Origin of the sequence: Clostridium sp. MD294, from assembly GCF_000364165.2 — a bacterium.
GTDB lineage: Bacteria > Bacillota > Clostridia > Lachnospirales > Anaerotignaceae > Coprocola.
This window is the reverse complement of the sequence record NZ_CP097810.1, coordinates 315,643-334,348: the sequence shown is the minus strand read 5'-3', so window position 1 is coordinate 334,348 and position 18,706 is coordinate 315,643. Positions and strand designations below refer to the sequence as shown.

At 31.9% G+C, this 18,706-nt stretch carries 20 protein-coding genes and 3 tRNA genes; 20 read left to right on the top strand and 3 right to left on the bottom strand.

Features of this window, described 5'->3' with window-relative positions; all coding sequences use genetic code 11:
• Positions 1-25 precede the first annotated feature (25 nt).
• Both gltA and C820_RS01640 read right to left on the bottom strand, forming a co-directional pair.
• Positions 26-1,420 (bottom strand): NADPH-dependent glutamate synthase, encoded by a 1,395-nt coding sequence (gene gltA, locus C820_RS01645; protein ID WP_004035931.1) that lies wholly within the window; start codon positions 1,418-1,420, stop codon positions 26-28.
• Between the two features lie 40 nt (positions 1,421-1,460).
• Complete coding sequence (locus C820_RS01640) at positions 1,461-2,303, bottom strand: sulfide/dihydroorotate dehydrogenase-like FAD/NAD-binding protein (protein ID WP_004035932.1); 843 nt, start codon at positions 2,301-2,303, stop codon at positions 1,461-1,463.
• A 127-nt stretch (positions 2,304-2,430) separates the two neighbouring features.
• On the opposite strand from C820_RS01640, the gene mazG reads away from it, so the two are divergent.
• The 14 genes from mazG to C820_RS01570 all read left to right on the top strand — a co-directional run bounded on the left by mazG (position 2,431) and on the right by C820_RS01570 (position 11,272).
• Positions 2,431-3,219 carry a nucleoside triphosphate pyrophosphohydrolase gene (gene mazG / locus C820_RS01635; RefSeq protein ID WP_004035933.1) on the top strand — a complete coding sequence of 263 codons (789 nt, stop codon included), beginning with the start codon at positions 2,431-2,433 and terminating at the stop codon, positions 3,217-3,219.
• 23 nt (positions 3,220-3,242) lie between these two features.
• Positions 3,243-3,521 carry a non-specific DNA-binding protein Hbs gene (gene hbs / locus C820_RS01630; RefSeq protein WP_004035934.1) on the top strand — a complete coding sequence of 93 codons (279 nt, stop codon included), beginning with the start codon at positions 3,243-3,245 and terminating at the stop codon, positions 3,519-3,521.
• 111 nt (positions 3,522-3,632) lie between these two features.
• Positions 3,633-3,872: an RNA-binding S4 domain-containing protein gene (locus C820_RS01625; protein ID WP_004035935.1), complete on the top strand. Its 240-nt coding sequence runs from the start codon at positions 3,633-3,635 to the stop codon at positions 3,870-3,872.
• Between the two features lie 144 nt (positions 3,873-4,016).
• On the top strand, positions 4,017-4,301 hold the full coding sequence (yabP, locus tag C820_RS01620) for a sporulation protein YabP (RefSeq protein WP_004035936.1): 285 nt from the start codon (positions 4,017-4,019) through the stop codon (positions 4,299-4,301).
• 16 nt (positions 4,302-4,317) lie between these two features.
• A complete protein-coding gene (gene yabQ, locus C820_RS01615; protein ID WP_004035937.1) occupies positions 4,318-4,830 on the top strand; it encodes a spore cortex biosynthesis protein YabQ in 513 nt (170 codons plus the stop codon).
• Positions 4,831-4,878: 48 nt separating this feature from the next.
• Positions 4,879-5,187, top strand: coding sequence for an FtsB family cell division protein (locus C820_RS01610; RefSeq protein WP_004035939.1), 309 nt, complete (start codon positions 4,879-4,881; stop codon positions 5,185-5,187).
• A gap of 88 nt (positions 5,188-5,275) precedes the next feature.
• Positions 5,276-5,349 (top strand) — tRNA-Met (locus tag C820_RS01605).
• Positions 5,350-5,366: 17 nt separating this feature from the next.
• A tRNA-Glu gene (locus tag C820_RS01600) sits at positions 5,367-5,438 on the top strand.
• Positions 5,439-5,474: 36 nt separating this feature from the next.
• Positions 5,475-5,547 (top strand) — tRNA-Val (locus C820_RS01595).
• A gap of 135 nt (positions 5,548-5,682) precedes the next feature.
• Complete coding sequence (locus C820_RS01590) at positions 5,683-6,243, top strand: manganese efflux pump MntP (RefSeq protein WP_004035940.1); 561 nt, start codon at positions 5,683-5,685, stop codon at positions 6,241-6,243.
• Between the two features lie 192 nt (positions 6,244-6,435).
• Positions 6,436-7,812, top strand: coding sequence for an MATE family efflux transporter (locus C820_RS01585; RefSeq protein ID WP_004035941.1), 1,377 nt, complete (start codon positions 6,436-6,438; stop codon positions 7,810-7,812).
• Between the two features lie 63 nt (positions 7,813-7,875).
• Positions 7,876-8,796, top strand: coding sequence for an AEC family transporter (locus C820_RS01580; RefSeq protein WP_004035942.1), 921 nt, complete (start codon positions 7,876-7,878; stop codon positions 8,794-8,796).
• 11 nt (positions 8,797-8,807) lie between these two features.
• Entirely contained in the window at positions 8,808-9,209 is a 402-nt protein-coding gene (locus tag C820_RS01575) for a hypothetical protein (RefSeq protein ID WP_004035943.1), read from the top strand.
• A gap of 77 nt (positions 9,210-9,286) precedes the next feature.
• Positions 9,287-11,272: a sodium-translocating pyrophosphatase gene (locus C820_RS01570; RefSeq protein WP_004035950.1), complete on the top strand. Its 1,986-nt coding sequence runs from the start codon at positions 9,287-9,289 to the stop codon at positions 11,270-11,272.
• Positions 11,273-11,308: 36 nt separating this feature from the next.
• On the opposite strand, the gene C820_RS01565 is transcribed toward C820_RS01570, so the two are convergent.
• The gene (locus C820_RS01565; RefSeq protein ID WP_035296152.1) at positions 11,309-11,959 is read right to left on the bottom strand and encodes an adaptor protein MecA; all 651 of its coding nucleotides are present in this window, start codon (positions 11,957-11,959) and stop codon (positions 11,309-11,311) included.
• A gap of 521 nt (positions 11,960-12,480) precedes the next feature.
• Here C820_RS01565 and C820_RS01560 point away from each other — a divergent pair.
• From C820_RS01560 to prfA, 6 genes are all read left to right on the top strand, one after another.
• Positions 12,481-13,764: a LysM peptidoglycan-binding domain-containing protein gene (locus C820_RS01560; protein ID WP_004035954.1), complete on the top strand. Its 1,284-nt coding sequence runs from the start codon at positions 12,481-12,483 to the stop codon at positions 13,762-13,764.
• A gap of 80 nt (positions 13,765-13,844) precedes the next feature.
• On the top strand, positions 13,845-15,329 hold the full coding sequence (rho, locus tag C820_RS01555; RefSeq protein WP_004035956.1) for a transcription termination factor Rho: 1,485 nt from the start codon (positions 13,845-13,847) through the stop codon (positions 15,327-15,329).
• Between the two features lie 148 nt (positions 15,330-15,477).
• Positions 15,478-15,681: a 50S ribosomal protein L31 gene (gene rpmE / locus C820_RS01550; protein WP_004035957.1), complete on the top strand. Its 204-nt coding sequence runs from the start codon at positions 15,478-15,480 to the stop codon at positions 15,679-15,681.
• 99 nt (positions 15,682-15,780) lie between these two features.
• On the top strand, positions 15,781-16,725 hold the full coding sequence (locus C820_RS01545; protein WP_004035959.1) for a DUF1385 domain-containing protein: 945 nt from the start codon (positions 15,781-15,783) through the stop codon (positions 16,723-16,725).
• A complete protein-coding gene (prmC, locus tag C820_RS01540) occupies positions 16,722-17,570 on the top strand; it encodes a peptide chain release factor N(5)-glutamine methyltransferase (RefSeq protein ID WP_004035961.1) in 849 nt (282 codons plus the stop codon). Before C820_RS01545 ends, prmC begins: the two co-directional genes overlap by 4 nt.
• Before the next feature lie 38 nt (positions 17,571-17,608).
• Positions 17,609-18,673, top strand: a complete 1,065-nt coding sequence (prfA, locus tag C820_RS01535; RefSeq protein ID WP_004035963.1) for a peptide chain release factor 1 — start codon at positions 17,609-17,611, stop codon at positions 18,671-18,673.
• Positions 18,674-18,706: the final 33 nt, after the last annotated feature.

The following is an 18,706-nucleotide window of genomic DNA, read 5'->3' as shown; positions in this document are numbered from 1 at the left end:
TACACACTCCTATTATTTAATATGGTTAAGCATTTTTTAAATATTCATCAATAGATTTTGCAGCTTTTTTGCCTGCACCCATAGCAAGTATTACGGTTGCAGCACCTGTTACAGCATCACCGCCTGCATAAATGCCTTGCCTTGTTGTTTCATTAGTATCTTCATTTACTATCAAACAACCTTTTTTGTTTGTTTCTAGCCCTTCTGTAGTACTTCTAATAAGAGGGTTAGGAGAAGTTCCTATTGACATTACAACAGTATCTACATCTAAAACATAATTAGAACCTTCTACTGCTATAGGTCTTCTTCTTCCACTAGCGTCAGGCTCTCCCAGTTCCATTACCTGACATTCTATACCGCAAACTTTTCCTGTGCCATCATTTAATATTTTAACAGGATTTCTTAAAAAATGAAATGCAATGCCTTCTTCTTTGGCGTGGTGGATTTCTTCCAAACGAGCAGGCATTTCTACCTCAGAACGGCGATATACAATATATACGTGTTCTGCTCCTAATCTTTTAGCACATCTTGCAGCGTCCATAGCGACATTGCCACCACCTACAACTGCAACTGCTTTACTCTTTTTAATAGGTGTATCATATTGTTCGATATAAGATTTCATTAAATTAATACGTGTTAAGTATTCATTTGCAGAATACACTCCCACAAGTGCCTCTCCTTCTATGCCCATAAAAGAAGGTAGTCCTGCACCAGAACCAATAAAAATAGCATGAAAATCCATATCTTCTAATAATTCATCTATAGAAAGTACTTTACCAATTACCATATTTGTCATAACATTGACACCCATAGCAGAAAGTTTGTCAATTTCTTTTTGTACAATTGCTTTAGGAAGCCTAAATTCTGGTATGCCGTATACTAAAACACCTCCAGCAGTGTGAAATGCTTCAAATATAGTTACATCATAGCCTAATTTTGCTAAATCCCCTGCACAAGCAAGTCCAGAAGGTCCAGAACCTATTATTGCTACTTTTTTGCCATTAGAAGCTGGTTTTTGAGGCATGATATTGCCATGATGTTCCATATACCAATCTGCTACAAATCTTTCTAGTCTACCTATAGCAACAGGCTCTCCCTTTACTCCTCTAACACATTTTGCTTCGCATTGACTTTCTTGAGGACATACTCTACCACATACTGCAGGAAGTGCATTTGTAGTAGTAATCACTTCGTATGCTTTTAAAAATTCCCCTTTTGCTACTTCTGCAATAAATTCTGGTATTCTAACATTGACAGGACAACCACTAACACAAGGTTTATGTTTGCAATTTAAACAGCGTTGTGCTTCTTCTATAGCCATTTGTTCCGTATAACCAAGTGCAACTTCTTCAAAATTTTTATTTCTAATGTCTGGTGCTTGTTCAGGCATTTTCATTTTTGTTGTATTCATATTAGGCATTGCTAATATCCCCCTTTTACTATCAAAACATATATTATATTTATCGTTTTTCGCCAGTCAAACGGCAAATATGTGTTTGTGCTTCTTCTGCTTCTCTCTCTTTATAAATAGAATTTCTATTCATTAATTCATCAAAATCTACTTTGTGACCGTCAAAATCAGGGCCATCTACACAAGCAAATTTTATTTTTCCGCCTACTGTAACACGACAGCCACCACACATACCAGTACCATCAATCATAATAGGATTAAGGCTTACAATGGTTTTGATGTCGTATGGTTTTGTGGCAATACTTACAAATTTCATCATAGGAATAGGCCCTATTGCAATCACTGCATCATAATTGTTTCCTGCTTCTATGAGTGATTTTAATTTATCTGTTACAAATCCTTTTTCGCCGTAAGAACCATCATCTGTAGTCAAATAATAATTTGTACTAACTGCTTTCATTTCATCTTCTAATATGACAATATCTTTGTTTCTAAAGCCTACAATAACATCTACTTCTACACCCATTTTATGCAAAGCTTTTGCTTGAGGATAAGCAATAGCACAACCAACACCACCGCCTATTACTGCTACTTTTTTAAAGTTTTCATAGTCTGTTGCAACACCTAACGGCCCTACAAAATCAGTAATACTTTCTCCCTCTTTTTTTGCACCTAATAATTTTGTAGATAATCCTACTTTTTGAAATATTACTGTTACAGTACCTTTTTCTCTATCATAGTCTGCAATAGTTAAAGGTACTCTTTCACTGTATTCATCTACTCTAAATATGATAAACTGACCTGCTTTTGCTTTTTTTGCTACAAAAGGTGCTTCAATTTCAAGCATTGTTACTGCTTCATTCAGTTCCTTTTTTGAAACAATTTTAAACATATACCCATCTCCTTTTTTATTTAAACACTTGTATGTATTGTTTTTTGAAAGAAATTTGTTACAATTATACCATAAACATTACATTTATCAACTGTCAATATTGATAGAAATTTAGGAGGAAAACAATTTGAAATATACATTAGAGGATTTCAAAAAAATTATAGCACACCTACGTGCAGAAGACGGTTGTCCTTGGGACAAAGTACAAACACATCAAACATTAAAAGTAGCAATGTTAGAAGAAGCTTATGAAGCTGTAGACGCTATAGAAAAAAATGATATACAAAATTTAAAAGAAGAATTAGGAGATGTGCTTTTGCAAGTAGTATTTCATGCTCAAATAGAAGAAGAGAAAGGAAATTTTGATTTGTCTGATGTCATTACAGCAATCAGTGAAAAAATGATAACAAGACACCCTCATATATTTGCAAAAGAAAAAGTAAATACACCCCAAGAAGTGTTACAAAATTGGGAACAAATCAAAAACAAAGAAAAAAATTATAAAACACAAGCAGAAAGTATGAAAAATATTGCAGATGCTTTGCCAGCACTTATTAAAGCTCAAAAAATACAAAAAAAAGCAAAACAAGCAGGCTTTTATTTTGAAACGATAGAGCAATCTATTGAAAATGTACAGAAACAACTTCAAAAATTTGAACATTCTTTTACAAAATCACAGCAATGCCAACAAAAAGAACTTGGTAATTTACTACTTGCATTAGTAAATGTTTCAACATTTTTAGAAATAAATCCAGAGTTTGCCTTGACAAAAGCTGTTAAAAAGTTTATAAATAGATTTGAGTGTGTCGAGCAGTATGCTCTGATGGACAACAGAAGTCTTTCTGACATGACTCTGGAGGAGTTGGAACTGTTTTGGTTGCAGGCGAAGCACAGCAAAAGTCCAACAGAAGAATAACTTTTTTATAAGGAGGACAAAATATGAATAAATCCGATTTAGTTGCAGCAATGGCTGAAAAAGCAGAAATGAGTAAAAAAGATGCTGAAAAAGCATTGAAAGCATTTGAGGAAGTTGTTACAAACGAATTAGCACAAGATGGTAAAGTACAATTAGTTGGATTTGGTACATTTGAAGTAGTAGAAAGAGCTGCAAGAGAAGGCAGAAATCCAAAAACAGGAGAACCAATGCCTATTCCAGCATCAAAAGCACCAAGATTTAAAGCAGGTAAAGCTTTAAAAGACGCAATTAATAAAGAATAAAGCACAGTATTATTACAGTATTTTTATACTGCGTTAAAAATAAATCTACACAATTACTGTGTAGATTTTTTTATCGCTGTAAACAATATATTAAATAAAGAGGTGGAAAATATGAGAGTAGACAAGTTTTTAAAAGTATCTCGTATCATTAAAAGAAGAACAATAGCAAATGAAGCATGTGATGCAGGACGTGTAACAATAAATGGAAAAGTGGTAAAAGCTGGTGCTGATGTAAAAATAGGTGATATAATAGAAATTAAATTTGGCAGTCGTATCACAAAAGTAGAAGTACTTAATTTAAATGAAGCAATTAAAAAAGAAGATGCTTCTGCTATGTATAAAAGTTTGTAATATTGTTCTGAAATGACATCTCTGTCCATATAATGAAACAAAGACAGAAGGCTAAAATACCTTTTTTGGAGCAAATATCAAAAGTATTGTAACTTTAAGGTAGTATTATTATGTCTTTGTATTTTATTTTTGGAGGGGATTGTTTTGGCAGAAGGAACAAAAAAGGATACACGACATAAATTGACGCTGGAAGACAGAGAAAGAATGAGCATTACTGGTGTATTAGATGTATTATCTTTTGACGAAGAAAGCATTATAGCAGAAACAGAAAAAGGTATGCTTATATTGCGAGGAAATAATATTCATGTGGGCAAACTTAATTTAGATGAAGGAGAAGTTAGCATTGATGGTGCAATAGATAGCATAGAATATAGTGAAAATGGTATAACAAAAACAAAAAACAGTTTTTTAAACCGTATTTTTAAATAATAAGGGGGAAAATAATATGATACTTTCTCTCAATGAACAAGCAAAACTGTTTTTATGTATTACAATAGTAGGTGCTTTGATTGCAGCTGTATATGATGGATTACGTATTTTTAGAAAAATGATACCACATAATATGATATTAATACAATTAGAAGATGCTTTTTATTGGTTGGGCATGGCATTTTTACTCTTTTTTATGCTTTTACAAAAAAATCATGGTGAAATTCGTTTTTTTGTTATCATAGGGGCTTTTTTAGGAATGATACTGTATTTTTTGACAATAAGTCCCATTGTTAACAAAATTTCTGACAAAATTGTTGTAATAATTCACAAAATAATTATCACTTTTATTACAATACTGTTAACACCTTTTAGGCTTGTTTATATGTTAGTACGTAAACCTGTACAAAAAACAGATACATTTCTACGCAAAAAAATGAAAAAAGTGTTGCAATTTTGTAAAGGATATGTAAAAATAAAGAAAAGAAATATTCGTAGAAATGTAAAAATATTGTTTCATAAGAAATAGAAGAAGCAAAAAAGGGAACTGTCTTTTGTACAAAAGGAGAATTTTATTATGAAAAAAGCCATAAAAGCAGCAAAAAGAAGACGACCTTTTGACAGAACAATTGTATTATTTTTTATGGTATTGTTTTTTATTGCTATTTCAGTAGGTATAGCAAGTCAGCTAAGTATGTATGGAAAATATAAACAAGAAGCAGAAGAAATTTTAGTACAGATACAACAGGAGCAGCAAAAAAACGCTGAATATATTAGAGAAAAAGAATATTATAACAGCGATGCCTACATTGAAAAAGTAGCAAGACAACAGCTAGGTCTTGTTATGCCAAATGAAATACTTTATGTAAATAATTCAAAAAATTAAAATAATGTCAAAAAAAGTATTGACAAATATAAAATTGCCCTTTATAATAGGTCAAGTAGCAAACAAATAAAAAGAAAATAGTTGATGTGGCGGAGTAGCTCAGTTGGCTAGAGCACGCGGTTCATACCCGCGGTGTCAGGGGTTCAAATCCCTTCTCCGCTATTACTTTTTCTATATGAGGCCCGTTGGTCAAGCGGTCAAGACGCGGCCCTCTCACGGCTGAAACAAGGGTTCGATTCCCTTACGGGTCAGCAAATAATTAAAAGTAAATACTATTACTGTTTTAAGGGAGTTTAGCTCAGCTGGGAGAGCATCTGCCTTACAAGCAGAGGGTCACAGGTTCGAGCCCTGTAACTCCCATAATGAAGAATGTACAAATAATGTGTACATTCTTTTTGTTTTTTCTTTTTTATATGATATATTAAAAATGTATTTGTTCTTTCAATATTATTTTTAGCATATCGTAAATAAAAAACATAGTTAAGGAGAATTCTTATGGAAGTTATGACAATTTTTTTAATTGCACTTAGTTTAGCAATGGACGCTTTTGCAGTTTCTATTGCTAATGGAGTATCTGTTACACATTTTTCCAGAAAAGAGGCATTAAAACAAGGCATTTATTTTGGCTTATTTCAATTTTTAATGCCTTTACTGGGTTGGGTTTTAGGAATTAGTATTAAAAATGCTATGGAAGCAATAGACCATTGGATTACTTTTTTTCTGCTTGCATTGATAGGAGGCAGTATGATATGGGAAAGTTTAAAACAAGAGGAACAAAAAAATATAACAGTATTGACAAATAAAAATTTAGTGTTACAAGCAATTGCAACAAGTATTGACGCACTTGCAATAGGTGTTAGTTTTGCTATATTGCAGGTTAATATTGTATTTGCTTCTGTTATAATAGGTGCTGTTGCATTTATTTTGAGTTACATAGGTGGTATGTTAGGGAAACATTTAGGAGAGTTTTTACAAAAAAAAGCTTCTATAGCAGGGGGAATTGTATTAATTGTAGTAGGATTTAAAATATTATTGGAGCATATGCAAATGATTTGAATACTAAAATAATTGATTAACAATACTATATTACTGTTTATTGCTATAAAAAAGTAATATAAACTCATTATTGCATATCAAAAATAGATATGTTAGTATGATAAAATGACGAAATATGCTAAAATATGGTTTAGTCACAGTGTAGGGCATTTGCTCTTTATATTATAAATAATTTGTAAAGGAGGAATACTTATGAATAAACAAAATGATAATGAAAACCCACTAGGCATAGAGCCTGTTTCGAAATTATTGAGAAGCTTTGCTGTGCCTTCTGTAGTATCTTTTTTGGTAAACAATTTATACAATATTGTGGACCAAGTATTTATAGGACAAGGAGTAGGTTATCAGGGAAATGCAGCAACAACAGTTGCCTTTCCTATTGTAACAATTGCCTTAGCACTTTCTATGCTTGTAGGGGCGGGGGGAAGTGCTTATGCGTCTATCCGTTTGGGAGAGGGTAGATTTGATATAGCAGAAAAAGTATTAGGCAATATGATGACAATATTGATTGTATTAGGTCTCATCGTTTGTGGTATAGGTTTTTGTTTTTTTGAGCCTATGTTGAGGCTTTTTGGTGCAACAGATACCATTATGCAGTATGCAAAAGATTATGCTAGTATTATATTGATAGGTATGCCGTTTATGATGGTAGGTGCAGGGCTTTCCAATATGGCACGTACAGATGGTAGCCCTAAAATGGCTATGATGAGTATGATGGTAGGTGCAATATTAAATACTATATTAGACCCTATTTATATATTTGTACTGCATTGGGGCGTAAAAGGTGCTGCTATTGCTACAATTACATCACAAATATTATCTTCTGTTGTATTAGTATTTTATTTTAAAACAAGAAGTAGAATGCGTTTGAAAAAACAGTATTTCAAGCCTGAATTAAAATTAGTATTTGATTTTTGTTCATTAGGTGTATCTAGTTTTATTGTACAAGTTGCAAATACTATGCTTCAGGTAATATTAAACAATTCTCTGGTACATTATGGAAATGCCTGTGCTGTAGGAGGAGATGTAGCATTAAGTGCTATGGGTATTGTTTTAAAAGTCAGTGCGATATTGATAGGTATTAATATTGGTCTTAGTGTAGGAGCACAGCCTATTGTAGGTTTTAATTATGGTGCGAAAAAACCTCAAAGAATAAAAGATACTTATTTGCTTACTGTTAAAGTTGCAACTGCTTTTTCTATAGTAGGCTGGGCAGGCTGTGTATTTTTTCCGAAATATCTTTTGATGATATTTGGTTCAGGTGATGTAACATTTATGACATTTGCTATAAAAAGTATGAGAGTGTTTATGTTTGGTATATTTATATCTGGTATACAAATTATATCAACAGGTTATTTTCAAGCAACAGGACAAGCATTAAAAGCCTCTATACTTTCTATGCTTCGTCAAGTAATATTGTTGATACCGCTTATATTATTATTCCCTCTGTTTTGGGGATTAGATGGTATATTAGTGGCAGGCCCTGTAGCAGATATTGCATCAGGTGCTATAGTGTCATTTTTCATATTGAAAGAAATGAAAAAGTTGAATGAATGGATAAAAGAGTAACAGGAGAATTTTATATTGTAGTATGGGTATTGTGTTTGGTTTTGCAAAAAAGGAGATGGCGATGTGGCATTAGCAGTAGTTGGACAGCTTACAACAATGGTATTGTTGATGATAGTAGGTTTTTTATTAAGTAAAACAGGATATTTAAAAGACACAAAAGGACTTTCTATTGTATTAACAAAAGTAGCAGTACCTGCAAATATGATAGTGTTGCTCCAGAGAGAATATTCTCATGAAATATTAATAGGATTTTTAAAAACTGGCGGCGGAACGCTTTTAATGTGTTTATTAGGAACTGTTATATTTTTTATTGTAGGAAAATGTTTAAAAATGGACTTTCCACAACTTGGACTTTTTGCAGGAGGTGGCGTTTACAGCAATGTAATATTTATGGGACAACCTCTTGTTACAGCGATGTTTGGAGCAGAGGGATTAATATTTTGTGTTGCTGTAATGTTTGCAAGTAATGTTTATTTATTTACTGCTTGTTCTGTATTGTTTTCTTATAAATGTGGCACAGCAAAACCTCCAGCTAAAATGGTAAAAGATGCCTTTTTCAATTTGATTTGTTTTTCTGCAATAATAGGTGTTGTGCTTTTTGTCAATTCTATATCATTGCCTGAACCCCTTTATAATGCTTTAAATTATGCTTCTATTACAACAGTTTGTTTATCTATGATTGTAATAGGTTCTCTTTTGGCAGCAGCAAAAGTAAAACAAGTTCTTCAAGATAAAAGTGTATATATATTTAGCTTTTTTACACTTATTGTAATGCCTGTAATAACAAAGTTGTTAATGGGAATGTTTTTAGATGGCATTGCATTAGGAGTTATTGTAATACTAATGGCAACACCAGCTGCTGCAGCACTGCCTTCTTTTGCAGGAGGATATGGAAATGATGAAAAAAGAGCATCAGAGTATGTATTTGTATCAACAGTGCTTTCTGTAATTACATTGCCTCTTACAGCAAAATTTTTATGCTAAAAGGTTATCATATGATTAAAATAACAAAAAACATTGAAAAAGAAATAGCAAGTTTTTTGAAAGAAGCAGTTATAGTTTTAGCAAAATATGATATTGCTGCATTTATAGACAAATTTGACAGTAGCTGTGTAAAACAAAGTGAAATTTATATGATATTACGTTATGGAAATCAAAAACAGAAACCCGTATATATTGATGTACCTTATGAAATGACACATACTGATGCACTAAAAATAATACAAACACAATATGGCTGTATGGCATATTTTGACCTTTTTACTTATGGTATGAAAAATGGGATTACTTTAGAAATACAATTTATAACAGATAGTGATATGTTTTATGTTATATTAGAAAATATATCTTTCTGTCAATGGCATAGAATAGTAAAACAGAAAAAGAAAAGAATATAAATTGTATTTCATAATGACAAACCTCTTTTTATTGTTTATAATGATATAAAACAATAACAATAAAAGGAGGTTTTTTTATGGAATTTTTAGACAGTATGATTTTTGCTGCACCAATATTAGGTATAATAGCACTAATATTTGCTTTTACATTAGCATCAAAAATTAGCAAGCAAGAAGAAGGTACAGAACGTATGCAAGAAATTGCACTTGCTATAAGAGATGGTGCAAATGCCTTTTTGAAAGCAGAATATAAAATACTAGTAATATTTGTATTGATATTATTTGTGTTGATATGTTTTGGTATAGGTATTACAACAGCAGTTTGTTTTGCAGTAGGAGCATTGTTTTCTACATTAGCTGGCTATTTTGGAATGAATGTAGCTACAAAAGCAAATGTTCGTACAGCAAATGGTGCAAAAACAGGTGGCATGAATAAAGCACTTTCTACAGCGTTTTCAGGTGGTGCTGTAATGGGTATGTCTGTGGTAGGATTAGGTTTGTTTGGTGTAAGTATTGTGTATATTATTACAAAAGATGTAGCTGTGTTATCTGGATTTAGTTTAGGTGCTTCTTCTATTGCATTGTTTGGACGTGTGGGTGGAGGTATTTATACAAAGGCGGCTGACGTTGGTGCAGACTTAGTAGGTAAAGTAGAGGCAGGCATACCAGAAGATGACCCTCGTAATCCTGCTGTTATTGCAGACAATGTAGGTGATAATGTAGGTGATGTAGCAGGTATGGGAGCAGACTTGTTTGAGTCTTATGTTGGCTCTATTGTTTCTGCCGTGACATTAGGTATTGTGTATTTTAGTGCAGAAGGGGCATTGTTTCCATTAGTACTTTCTGCTTGTGGCATATTGGCTTCTATTATTGCTACGTTTTTTGTACGTGGAGGAAATAACAATCCTCAAAAGGCGTTAACAATGGGTTCTTATGTTTCCGCAGCACTTGTTGTAGTAGGTTCTTTGGTGTTAAGTAATATGCTTTTTGGTAATATGAAAGCAGCTATTGCAGTAATAGCAGGCTTAGCGGTAGGACTTTTAATTGGTAGAATTACAGAAGTATATACTTCATCAGATTATAATTTTGTCAAAAAAATAGCAGACCAGGCAGAAACAGGTCCTGCAACAGCAATTATAAGCGGTTTGGCAGTAGGTATGCAGTCCACAGCAATACCAGTAATATTAATATGTATAGGTATTTTTGCAGCATATAGCGTAAGTGGATTGTATGGTATTGCATTAGCAGCAGTAGGTATGCTTTCAACTACAGGTATTACTGTTGCAGTAGATGCTTATGGTCCTATAGCAGATAATGCAGGTGGTATTGCAGAAATGAGTGGATTAGAACATAGTGTTAGAGAAATTACAGATAAATTAGATGCAGTAGGAAATACAACGGCAGCTATGGGAAAAGGTTTCGCTATAGGTTCTGCAGCATTGACAGCATTAGCATTGTTTGTTTCTTATGCAGAAGCAGTTTCATTAAGTAGCATTTCTATATTAGAACCTAGAGTTATTATGGGTCTGTTTATAGGTGGTATGCTTCCATTTTTGTTTTCTGCTTTTACAATGGAGTCTGTGGGAAAAGCAGCATTCCAAATGATTGAAGAAGTAAGAAGACAATTCCGTACTATACCAGGTATTATGGAAGGTACAGCAAAACCAGACTATAAAAAATGTGTTGAAATTTCTACTACAGCAGCATTAAAAGAAATGCTTGTACCAGGTATTATGGCAGTAGTAGTACCATTGATTGTAGGTGTTTTTCTAGGAACTGGGGCATTAGGTGGTTTGCTTGCTGGGGCACTTGTAACAGGTGTTATGATGGCAATATTTATGTCTAATGCAGGAGGAAGCTGGGATAATGCTAAAAAATATATTGAAGAAGGAAGTCATGGCGGAAAAGGTAGTGATGCTCATAAAGCAGCAGTTGTAGGTGATACTGTAGGTGACCCATTTAAAGATACTTCTGGCCCTTCTATTAATATTTTGATTAAATTGATGACAATTGTAGCATTAGTATTTGCACCTTTGTTTTTAAACATTGGAAGTTTGTTGTAATAAAAAAACAACCACCAGTTTTCTGGTGGTTGTTTTTTAACAAGCAAAGCATTTTGAAAGAAGTGTAATTGCTTTGTTTTCAATCATTGTTTCGCCATGTTCTATAAGATAATATTTGGAAAGCTGAACAGACATATGTTTTTTAGCATATTCTCCTAATATTAATTCCAGTTCTTCTGCTTTGTTTTCATCTCCATCTTGTTTTATCTGCAATACAATAAAATATCTATCATACATTTTATATAGAGAGCTAGCATCATGATAAGTATCAGCAACACGCAAACTAAAATCAATGACATCATCTAATTTTGAGAAAGAATAAATTAAAATATCACTGTTTTTATCTGCTTCTCCTTCTTGAAACACAAGAGGTTTTCTTTTAAAACGATGTAAATCTTTTTGTTGAGAGAGCATTTTTGCACTAAATCCCTCAGAATTTTTGGAATCCATTTTTGTTACAATAATCATAATACCATCTAATCCTACTGGCACAGCTTCTACCATGAGAGGCGTATTTTCTGATATAAAATCATATTCTTCCAGAGCTTTTTCCATAATATCATGAAAAAGTGCTTGTGTTTTTTCAGAAGGCATTGTTAAATCTTCTAATTTAATATCACGTTCTGTTAAATCAGCTTCTGTCAGTATTAGTTTGATTTGGCTCTCATTTATTTTTTCTATTTTCAATTTAATCACATCCTTATGAAATACATTTACTAGAACACAAATAATATTATACATATATATCATAGCACATTTTTTTATATTATACAAATATTATGCAGTAATTGTTACACAAATGTGAAATATAAGATAAAAACAATATATGTAATGTTATGAGTAAAAAGGATTATGTTGTTATTTTTATTTTCTTAGTAAAGTATAATCAATATTGATGTTAAAGTAAAGAGGATAATTCATACAGAAAAATAATACTTTTTTGTAAAAAATGTATAGTATTAACAATATATAATATTTAAATTTTTTTAAAAAATAGTAATATTGGACATATTTTGATAAAAATGATTTTAAGAATTGATGTCAAAAGAGAGGTATTAGTTGACACTTATGTTTGTAATGGTTAAAATGATAATGACAATATATGCTTAAAAAACAGAAAGTATTTAAAAAAACGATACTTTTATGTTAATATGTATATGATATAGCTTTTTTATTTGGCACGATAACAAATAAAGTGGAGGATAATAATGGAAAAGGAAAATTATAATAACGGATACAATCAAGACAATACAGAACCAAAGTTATATGATGATTTGCCAAAAGAAATTGTGGATATGCTTATGGAAACACATCCCCTTATGGGAAAAAATGAACAAGTAGATACTGCATCAACGCATTATGCAAAAACAAACACACAAAATAATGATACAAACTATGTAGATTGGAGTGGAGGAAACGTAGAACCATCAGAAGAAACAATGATAGGCAGAAGAACGCGTCGTTATGCACAAGAAGATGGTGACCAACAATATACTATGAGATTTCAGACAATACAGTCTGAAAATGATATACAAGAAGGAATGTATCATACACAAATGGTATATGATAATCAAGAAGGAATGTATCATACACAAAGAATAGATTTTTCACCGCAATATTCACCACATCAGCAGCAATATGATAATGATTATGACAATACTTATCAGCAGCAGCCCGAATATTATAACGAAGTATCTCAAAATACAAATTATAATACATATCAAGATGCTTACCAAAATTCTTATCAAGGAGGATACCAACAAGAACAACAAACACAAAGTGGATATGAAAATAGAGAGCAAAAATCTTATGATATACCACAACCAACAGAAAGAAAAGGCCCTTTGATGCAAGAAATTGAAATCACATTACCTTCTCATGGTACAAGAGAAGAGAACATCGATATGAGAGAAAACAGAAGAAATCGCCATAGTAATTATAATGATTACGATTTAACCAGAGGGGCGAAACAAATGGATTTAGATGAATTGTACAGCGATGATTATGATGATGAAGAAAGTATTTCTTTTCGTCCAGGCAAAAAGCTTAGTGTTGTATTTTCTATCATTGTAATTGTTTTGATAGGCTTTTTGGGATTTCGTTGTATTTCATTGAGTAGTAAACTTAGAGAGGCACAAAAAACGATTGCAGAACAAGAAGATTTAAGTACAAGATATGAAACGTTGGAAATGGATAAATTAAAATTAGAAGAAGAAATAAAAACATTAAAAGGAGGCGGCACAACACCAACAGCAGAAGGGGAGAATACGCAACAAAATAATGAAGAAAATAGTAACAATAGTGAAGCAAATGGAGATGACCCAGGAAATTTTGACTGGTATACTGTAACAGAAAGTGATAATTCATGGTGGACGTTAGCACAAAGATTTTATGGTGATGGTACACAATATACCAGAATATTAGAAGCAAATGGAAAAACAGAAAATGATTATTTAAAGGCAGGAGATAAGCTAAAAATACCGAAAAAGTAAATAAAATATTTTACAAATGAAAAGACCACAGCTATGAAGGGATATTATACCCACAATACAATATAGAATGGAGAACTGATATGGGGCAAGAAGATTTTGAAAAAAAAACCTTGATAGAATTACAACAAATAGGAAAAGAAATTGGATTAAAGTCTATCACAAAATTTCGTAAGAATGAATTGATTGAACAAATACAATTATATAAAGAACAACAGAAAAAAACAGAGCAAAATTCTATAATTAAAAATATTACAACATATGGGTTTGAAATGAAACAAGACAAACAAAATGAATTGCTTATAGAGCAAAAAGAAGCATTGCAAGAACAAAGAGAAGTATTGCAAGAGCAAAAAGAAACATTGCAGGAACAAAAAGAAGTGCAACAGGAACAAAAAGAAAAAATGTTGCAATGTTTAGAAAATGCTCCTATAGGAGAGGGTATATTAGAAGTAATGCCTGATGGTTATGGATTTTTGAGAGCAGAAAACTTTTTGAGAGGTAGTGGAGATATTTATATTTCACAATCTCAAATAAAACGATTTAATTTAAAAACAGGAGATGCTGTAAGAGGTAATATGCGTCTGGCAAGAGAAAATGAAAAATATAATGCTTTACTTTATGTTAAAACAGTAAATGGGGACTCTCCTCAAAAAGCAGTAAATAGGCCTTCATTTGAAGATTTAACGCCTATTTATCCAGAAGAAAAATTAAAATTAGAAACAGGTAGAACAGCATTTTCTGGTAGACTCATTGATTTGATTGCTCCTATAGGAAAAGGACAAAGAGGCATTATTGTTGCACCTCCTAAAGTAGGAAAAACAGTACTTTTGACACAATTAGCAAATGCTATAACTAAAAATCATAAAGAGGTACATTTGATATTTTTGCTTATAGATGAAAGACCAGAAGAAGTAACAGATATACAACGTTCTATTACAGGAGAAAATGTTGATATTGTATATTCTACATTTGATGAAGAGCCAGAACATCATAAAAGAGTAGCAGAAATGGTATTAGAAAGAGCTAAAAGAATGGTAGAACAAGGAAAAGACTTAATTATATTGTTAGATAGTATTACGAGGCTTTCCAGAGCATATAATTTAATCATTCCTCCTAGTGGAAGAACACTTTCGGGAGGACTTGACCCTTCTGCACTTTATATGCCTAAAAGATTTTTTGGAGCAGCGAGAAATATTGAAGATGGTGGCAGTTTGACTATATTGGCCACAGCATTAGTAGATACAGGAAGCAAAATGGATGATGTAATATTTGAAGAGTTTAAAGGTACAGGCAATATGGAGTTAGTTTTAGACAGAAGATTAGCGGAAAGACGTATTTTTCCAGCAGTAGATATTAACCGTTCTGGTACAAGAAGAGAAGAAAAACTTTTGACAAAGCAAGAAATGGATTGCATTTATATGCTCAGAAAAGTAACAAGCAATATGCCTACAGTAGATGTAACAGAAAGTGTTTTAGAGTGGCTGAAAAAAACAGCAGATAATAATGAATTTATAGGAAGATTACCTATATTTGAAAAGACATTAAACACGAAAACAGAGAAATAATATCAGTGTATCAAAAATATAAAAATGTTGTATTTGTATGCTGATTTTGTAAAAGAAATATATTGCAAAATCATAAAAACTGTGATATACTGCTAGCGTTGTCTTTAAATAATGTAAATTATTGATCAACAGAAAGAGGTGAATGGTAATGAGAGAAGGAATACATCCTAAATACAATCAGGTGACAGTAAAATGTAACTGTGGAAATGAATTTGTAACAGGCTCTACAAAAGAAGAAATCAGAGTTGAGGTTTGTTCAAAATGCCACCCATTTTATACAGGCAGCCAAAAATTATTGCTTGAAGCAGGCGGTAGAGTAGAAAAATTTAACAAAAAATATGGCAGAAAATAATATAAAATGTCAAAAGGGTGGGGTGGTTATCATATCCCGCCTTTTTTATATAGAAAAATTTGTATAATATAATAAAAATTATAGAAAGAAGCTGATAGATTGAAAAAAACAAGTATTGGTGGTCAAGCAGTAATTGAAGGCGTTATGATGAGAGGAAAAACGATATATGCTATGGCAGTACGTAATCCAGAAGGTGGAATTACATTAGAAGAGCAAAACTGTACAGGACTTTCTAAAAAATATAAATTATTTACATTACCAATATTTAGAGGTATGGCAGCATTTGTGGACTCTCTTGTAACAGGTACTAAAATTATGATGCGTTCTGCTGAAATCGCAGGAGAGGCCATTATGGAAGAGGAAGAACCTTCTAAATTTGAAAAATGGGTAATGGATAAATTTGGCGATAAAATGAATGACATTGTTATTTACATTAGTGTATTTTTGTCTATTGTAATGAGTGTAGTATTGTTTTTTATGTTACCAGTTTGGCTAGGAGGATTTTTTAAAACAGTGATACCTACATGGGGATTAGGCATTGTAGAAGGTTTAATTCGTATTAGTATATTTTTAGTATATATATTTGCTATATCCAAAATGAAAGAAATACAAAGGGTATTTCAATATCATGGAGCAGAGCATAAAACAATAAATTGTTTTGAGAAAGAATTACCTTTAACAGTGGAAAATGTAAAAACTTGCACTAGACTGCATAAAAGATGTGGTACAAGTTTTTTGCTTATTGTAATGGTTATTAGTATGATAGTGTTATTTTTTGTACAAACAGATAATATTGCATTACGTTTAATAAGTCGTATTGTGCTAGTACCTTTTATAGCAGGTATTTCTTATGAAGTAATAAAATGGGCAGGCAATTCTGATAATAAATTAGTAGCAATGGTAAGTTACCCAGGACTTTGTTTACAAAAAATTACAACAAGTGAACCAGATGGCAGTCAAATTGAAACTGCTATTGCAGCAATGAAAAAAGTGCTTGAAGTAGAAGGTGATGACAGCCAAAAAATAGAGGAAATGAAAAAATGAATATAGAACAAGCATTACTTTTAGGAAAAAAGGAATTAAAGCAATGTGGTATAGAAAGCTATAGTTTGGATACCGAATTGCTTTTGATGAAAGTAACTTCATTTACAAAAGTACAACTTTATACTCATAATGATGTTATATTGACATCAGAGCAACAAAAACAATATTTTTGTAATTTAGAGCAAAGAAAACAAGGAAAACCTATAGCATATATTACAGGTATTTGTGAATTTATGGCATTACCTTTTGTAGTGAATGATAGTGTTTTAATTCCTAGAGCAGATACAGAAGTATTAGTAGAAACAGTATTACAATATCATAATAAAGAGCATTTTAAAAAAGTAATAGATGTTTGTACAGGAACAGGTTGTATTGCTGTAAGTTTGGCAAAGTATAGTAGTATGAAATTATGTGGCGTTGATATTAGTGCTGCAGCGTTGCATACAGCACAAAAAAATGCAATAAATAATGACGTTTGTATAGAATGGTTTCAAAGTAATTTGTTTGAAACAGTACCTGATAGTTGGCTATATAATGTAGATGCTATTGTTTCTAATCCGCCTTATATTGCTACAGAACAAATACAAACACTTATGAAATCTGTAAAAGAATTTGAACCTCATATAGCACTAGATGGAGGAAAAGATGGGCTTTATTTTTATAGAGAAATTGTAAAACAGTCAAAAAAATTTTTAAAAAAAGGTGGCTATTTGTTTTTTGAAATTGGCTGTGAACAAGCACATGATGTTTGTGAAATATTAAGACAATATAAATTTGAAAATATTCAAGTATACCAAGACTTAGCAGCATTAGATAGAGTAATATCTGCAGTCAATAAAATATAGTGTAATGATAAAATCAATTTGTAATAAGGGAGAATAATATGTTAGAGAAATTAGCAGAAATTGAGGCAAAATATATTGATTTGTCTGAACAAGTAAATGACCCTGATGTCATTGCCAATCAAACAGAATGGCAAAAGCGTATGAAAGAATATAGTGATTTAACACCTATTATAGAAAATTATAGGCAATACAAAAAAATAGAACAAGAGATACAGGACAATTTGGAACTTTTGAATGAAAAATTAGAAGAAGATATGAAAGAATTAGTAAAGCAGGAATTGTCTGAAAACAAACAAAATATAGAACAGTTGAAAAAAGAATTAACATTATTACTTTTGCCTAAAGACCCTAATGACCATAAAAACGTCATTGTGGAAATTAGAGGAGGTGCTGGAGGAGATGAAGCAGCACTTTTTGCAGGGGATTTATTTCGTATGTATAGCCGCTATGCAGAACGTCGCCATTGGAAAACAGAAATTATGAATAGTAATGAGAGTGATTTAGGTGGTTTTAAAGAAATTTCATTTATGATACAAGGTCAAGGGGCATATTCTCGTTTAAAATATGAAAGTGGTGTGCATAGAGTACAAAGAATTCCTTCTACAGAAAGTAGTGGCAGAATACACACTTCTACTGTTACAGTGGCGGTGTTACCAGAGGCGGAAGAAGTAGATGTCAATTTGAATATGAATGATGTGCGTATTGATGTATTTCGTTCTTCAGGAAATGGTGGCCAGTGTGTTAATACAACAGACTCAGCAGTAAGAGTGACACATATCCCTACAGGCATTGTTGTATCTTGTCAAAATGAAAAATCTCAAATTAAAAATAAAGCACAAGCACTAAAAGTACTTTATGCTCGTTTGTATGAAATGGAGCAAGCAAAACATGATGCAGAAATTTCAGCAGATAGACGTTCTCAGGTAGGAACAGGTGACAGAAGCGAAAGAATAAGAACATATAATTTTCCTCAAGGACGTGTTACAGATCATAGAGTAAGCTTGACACTTCATAGATTAGATGGTGTATTAGATGGAGATTTAGATGAAATTATGAATACACTTATTACAACAGACCAAGCGAAAAAATTACAAATGAGCTGATAAAAATATTGATAAAATCATATTTTTGTATGA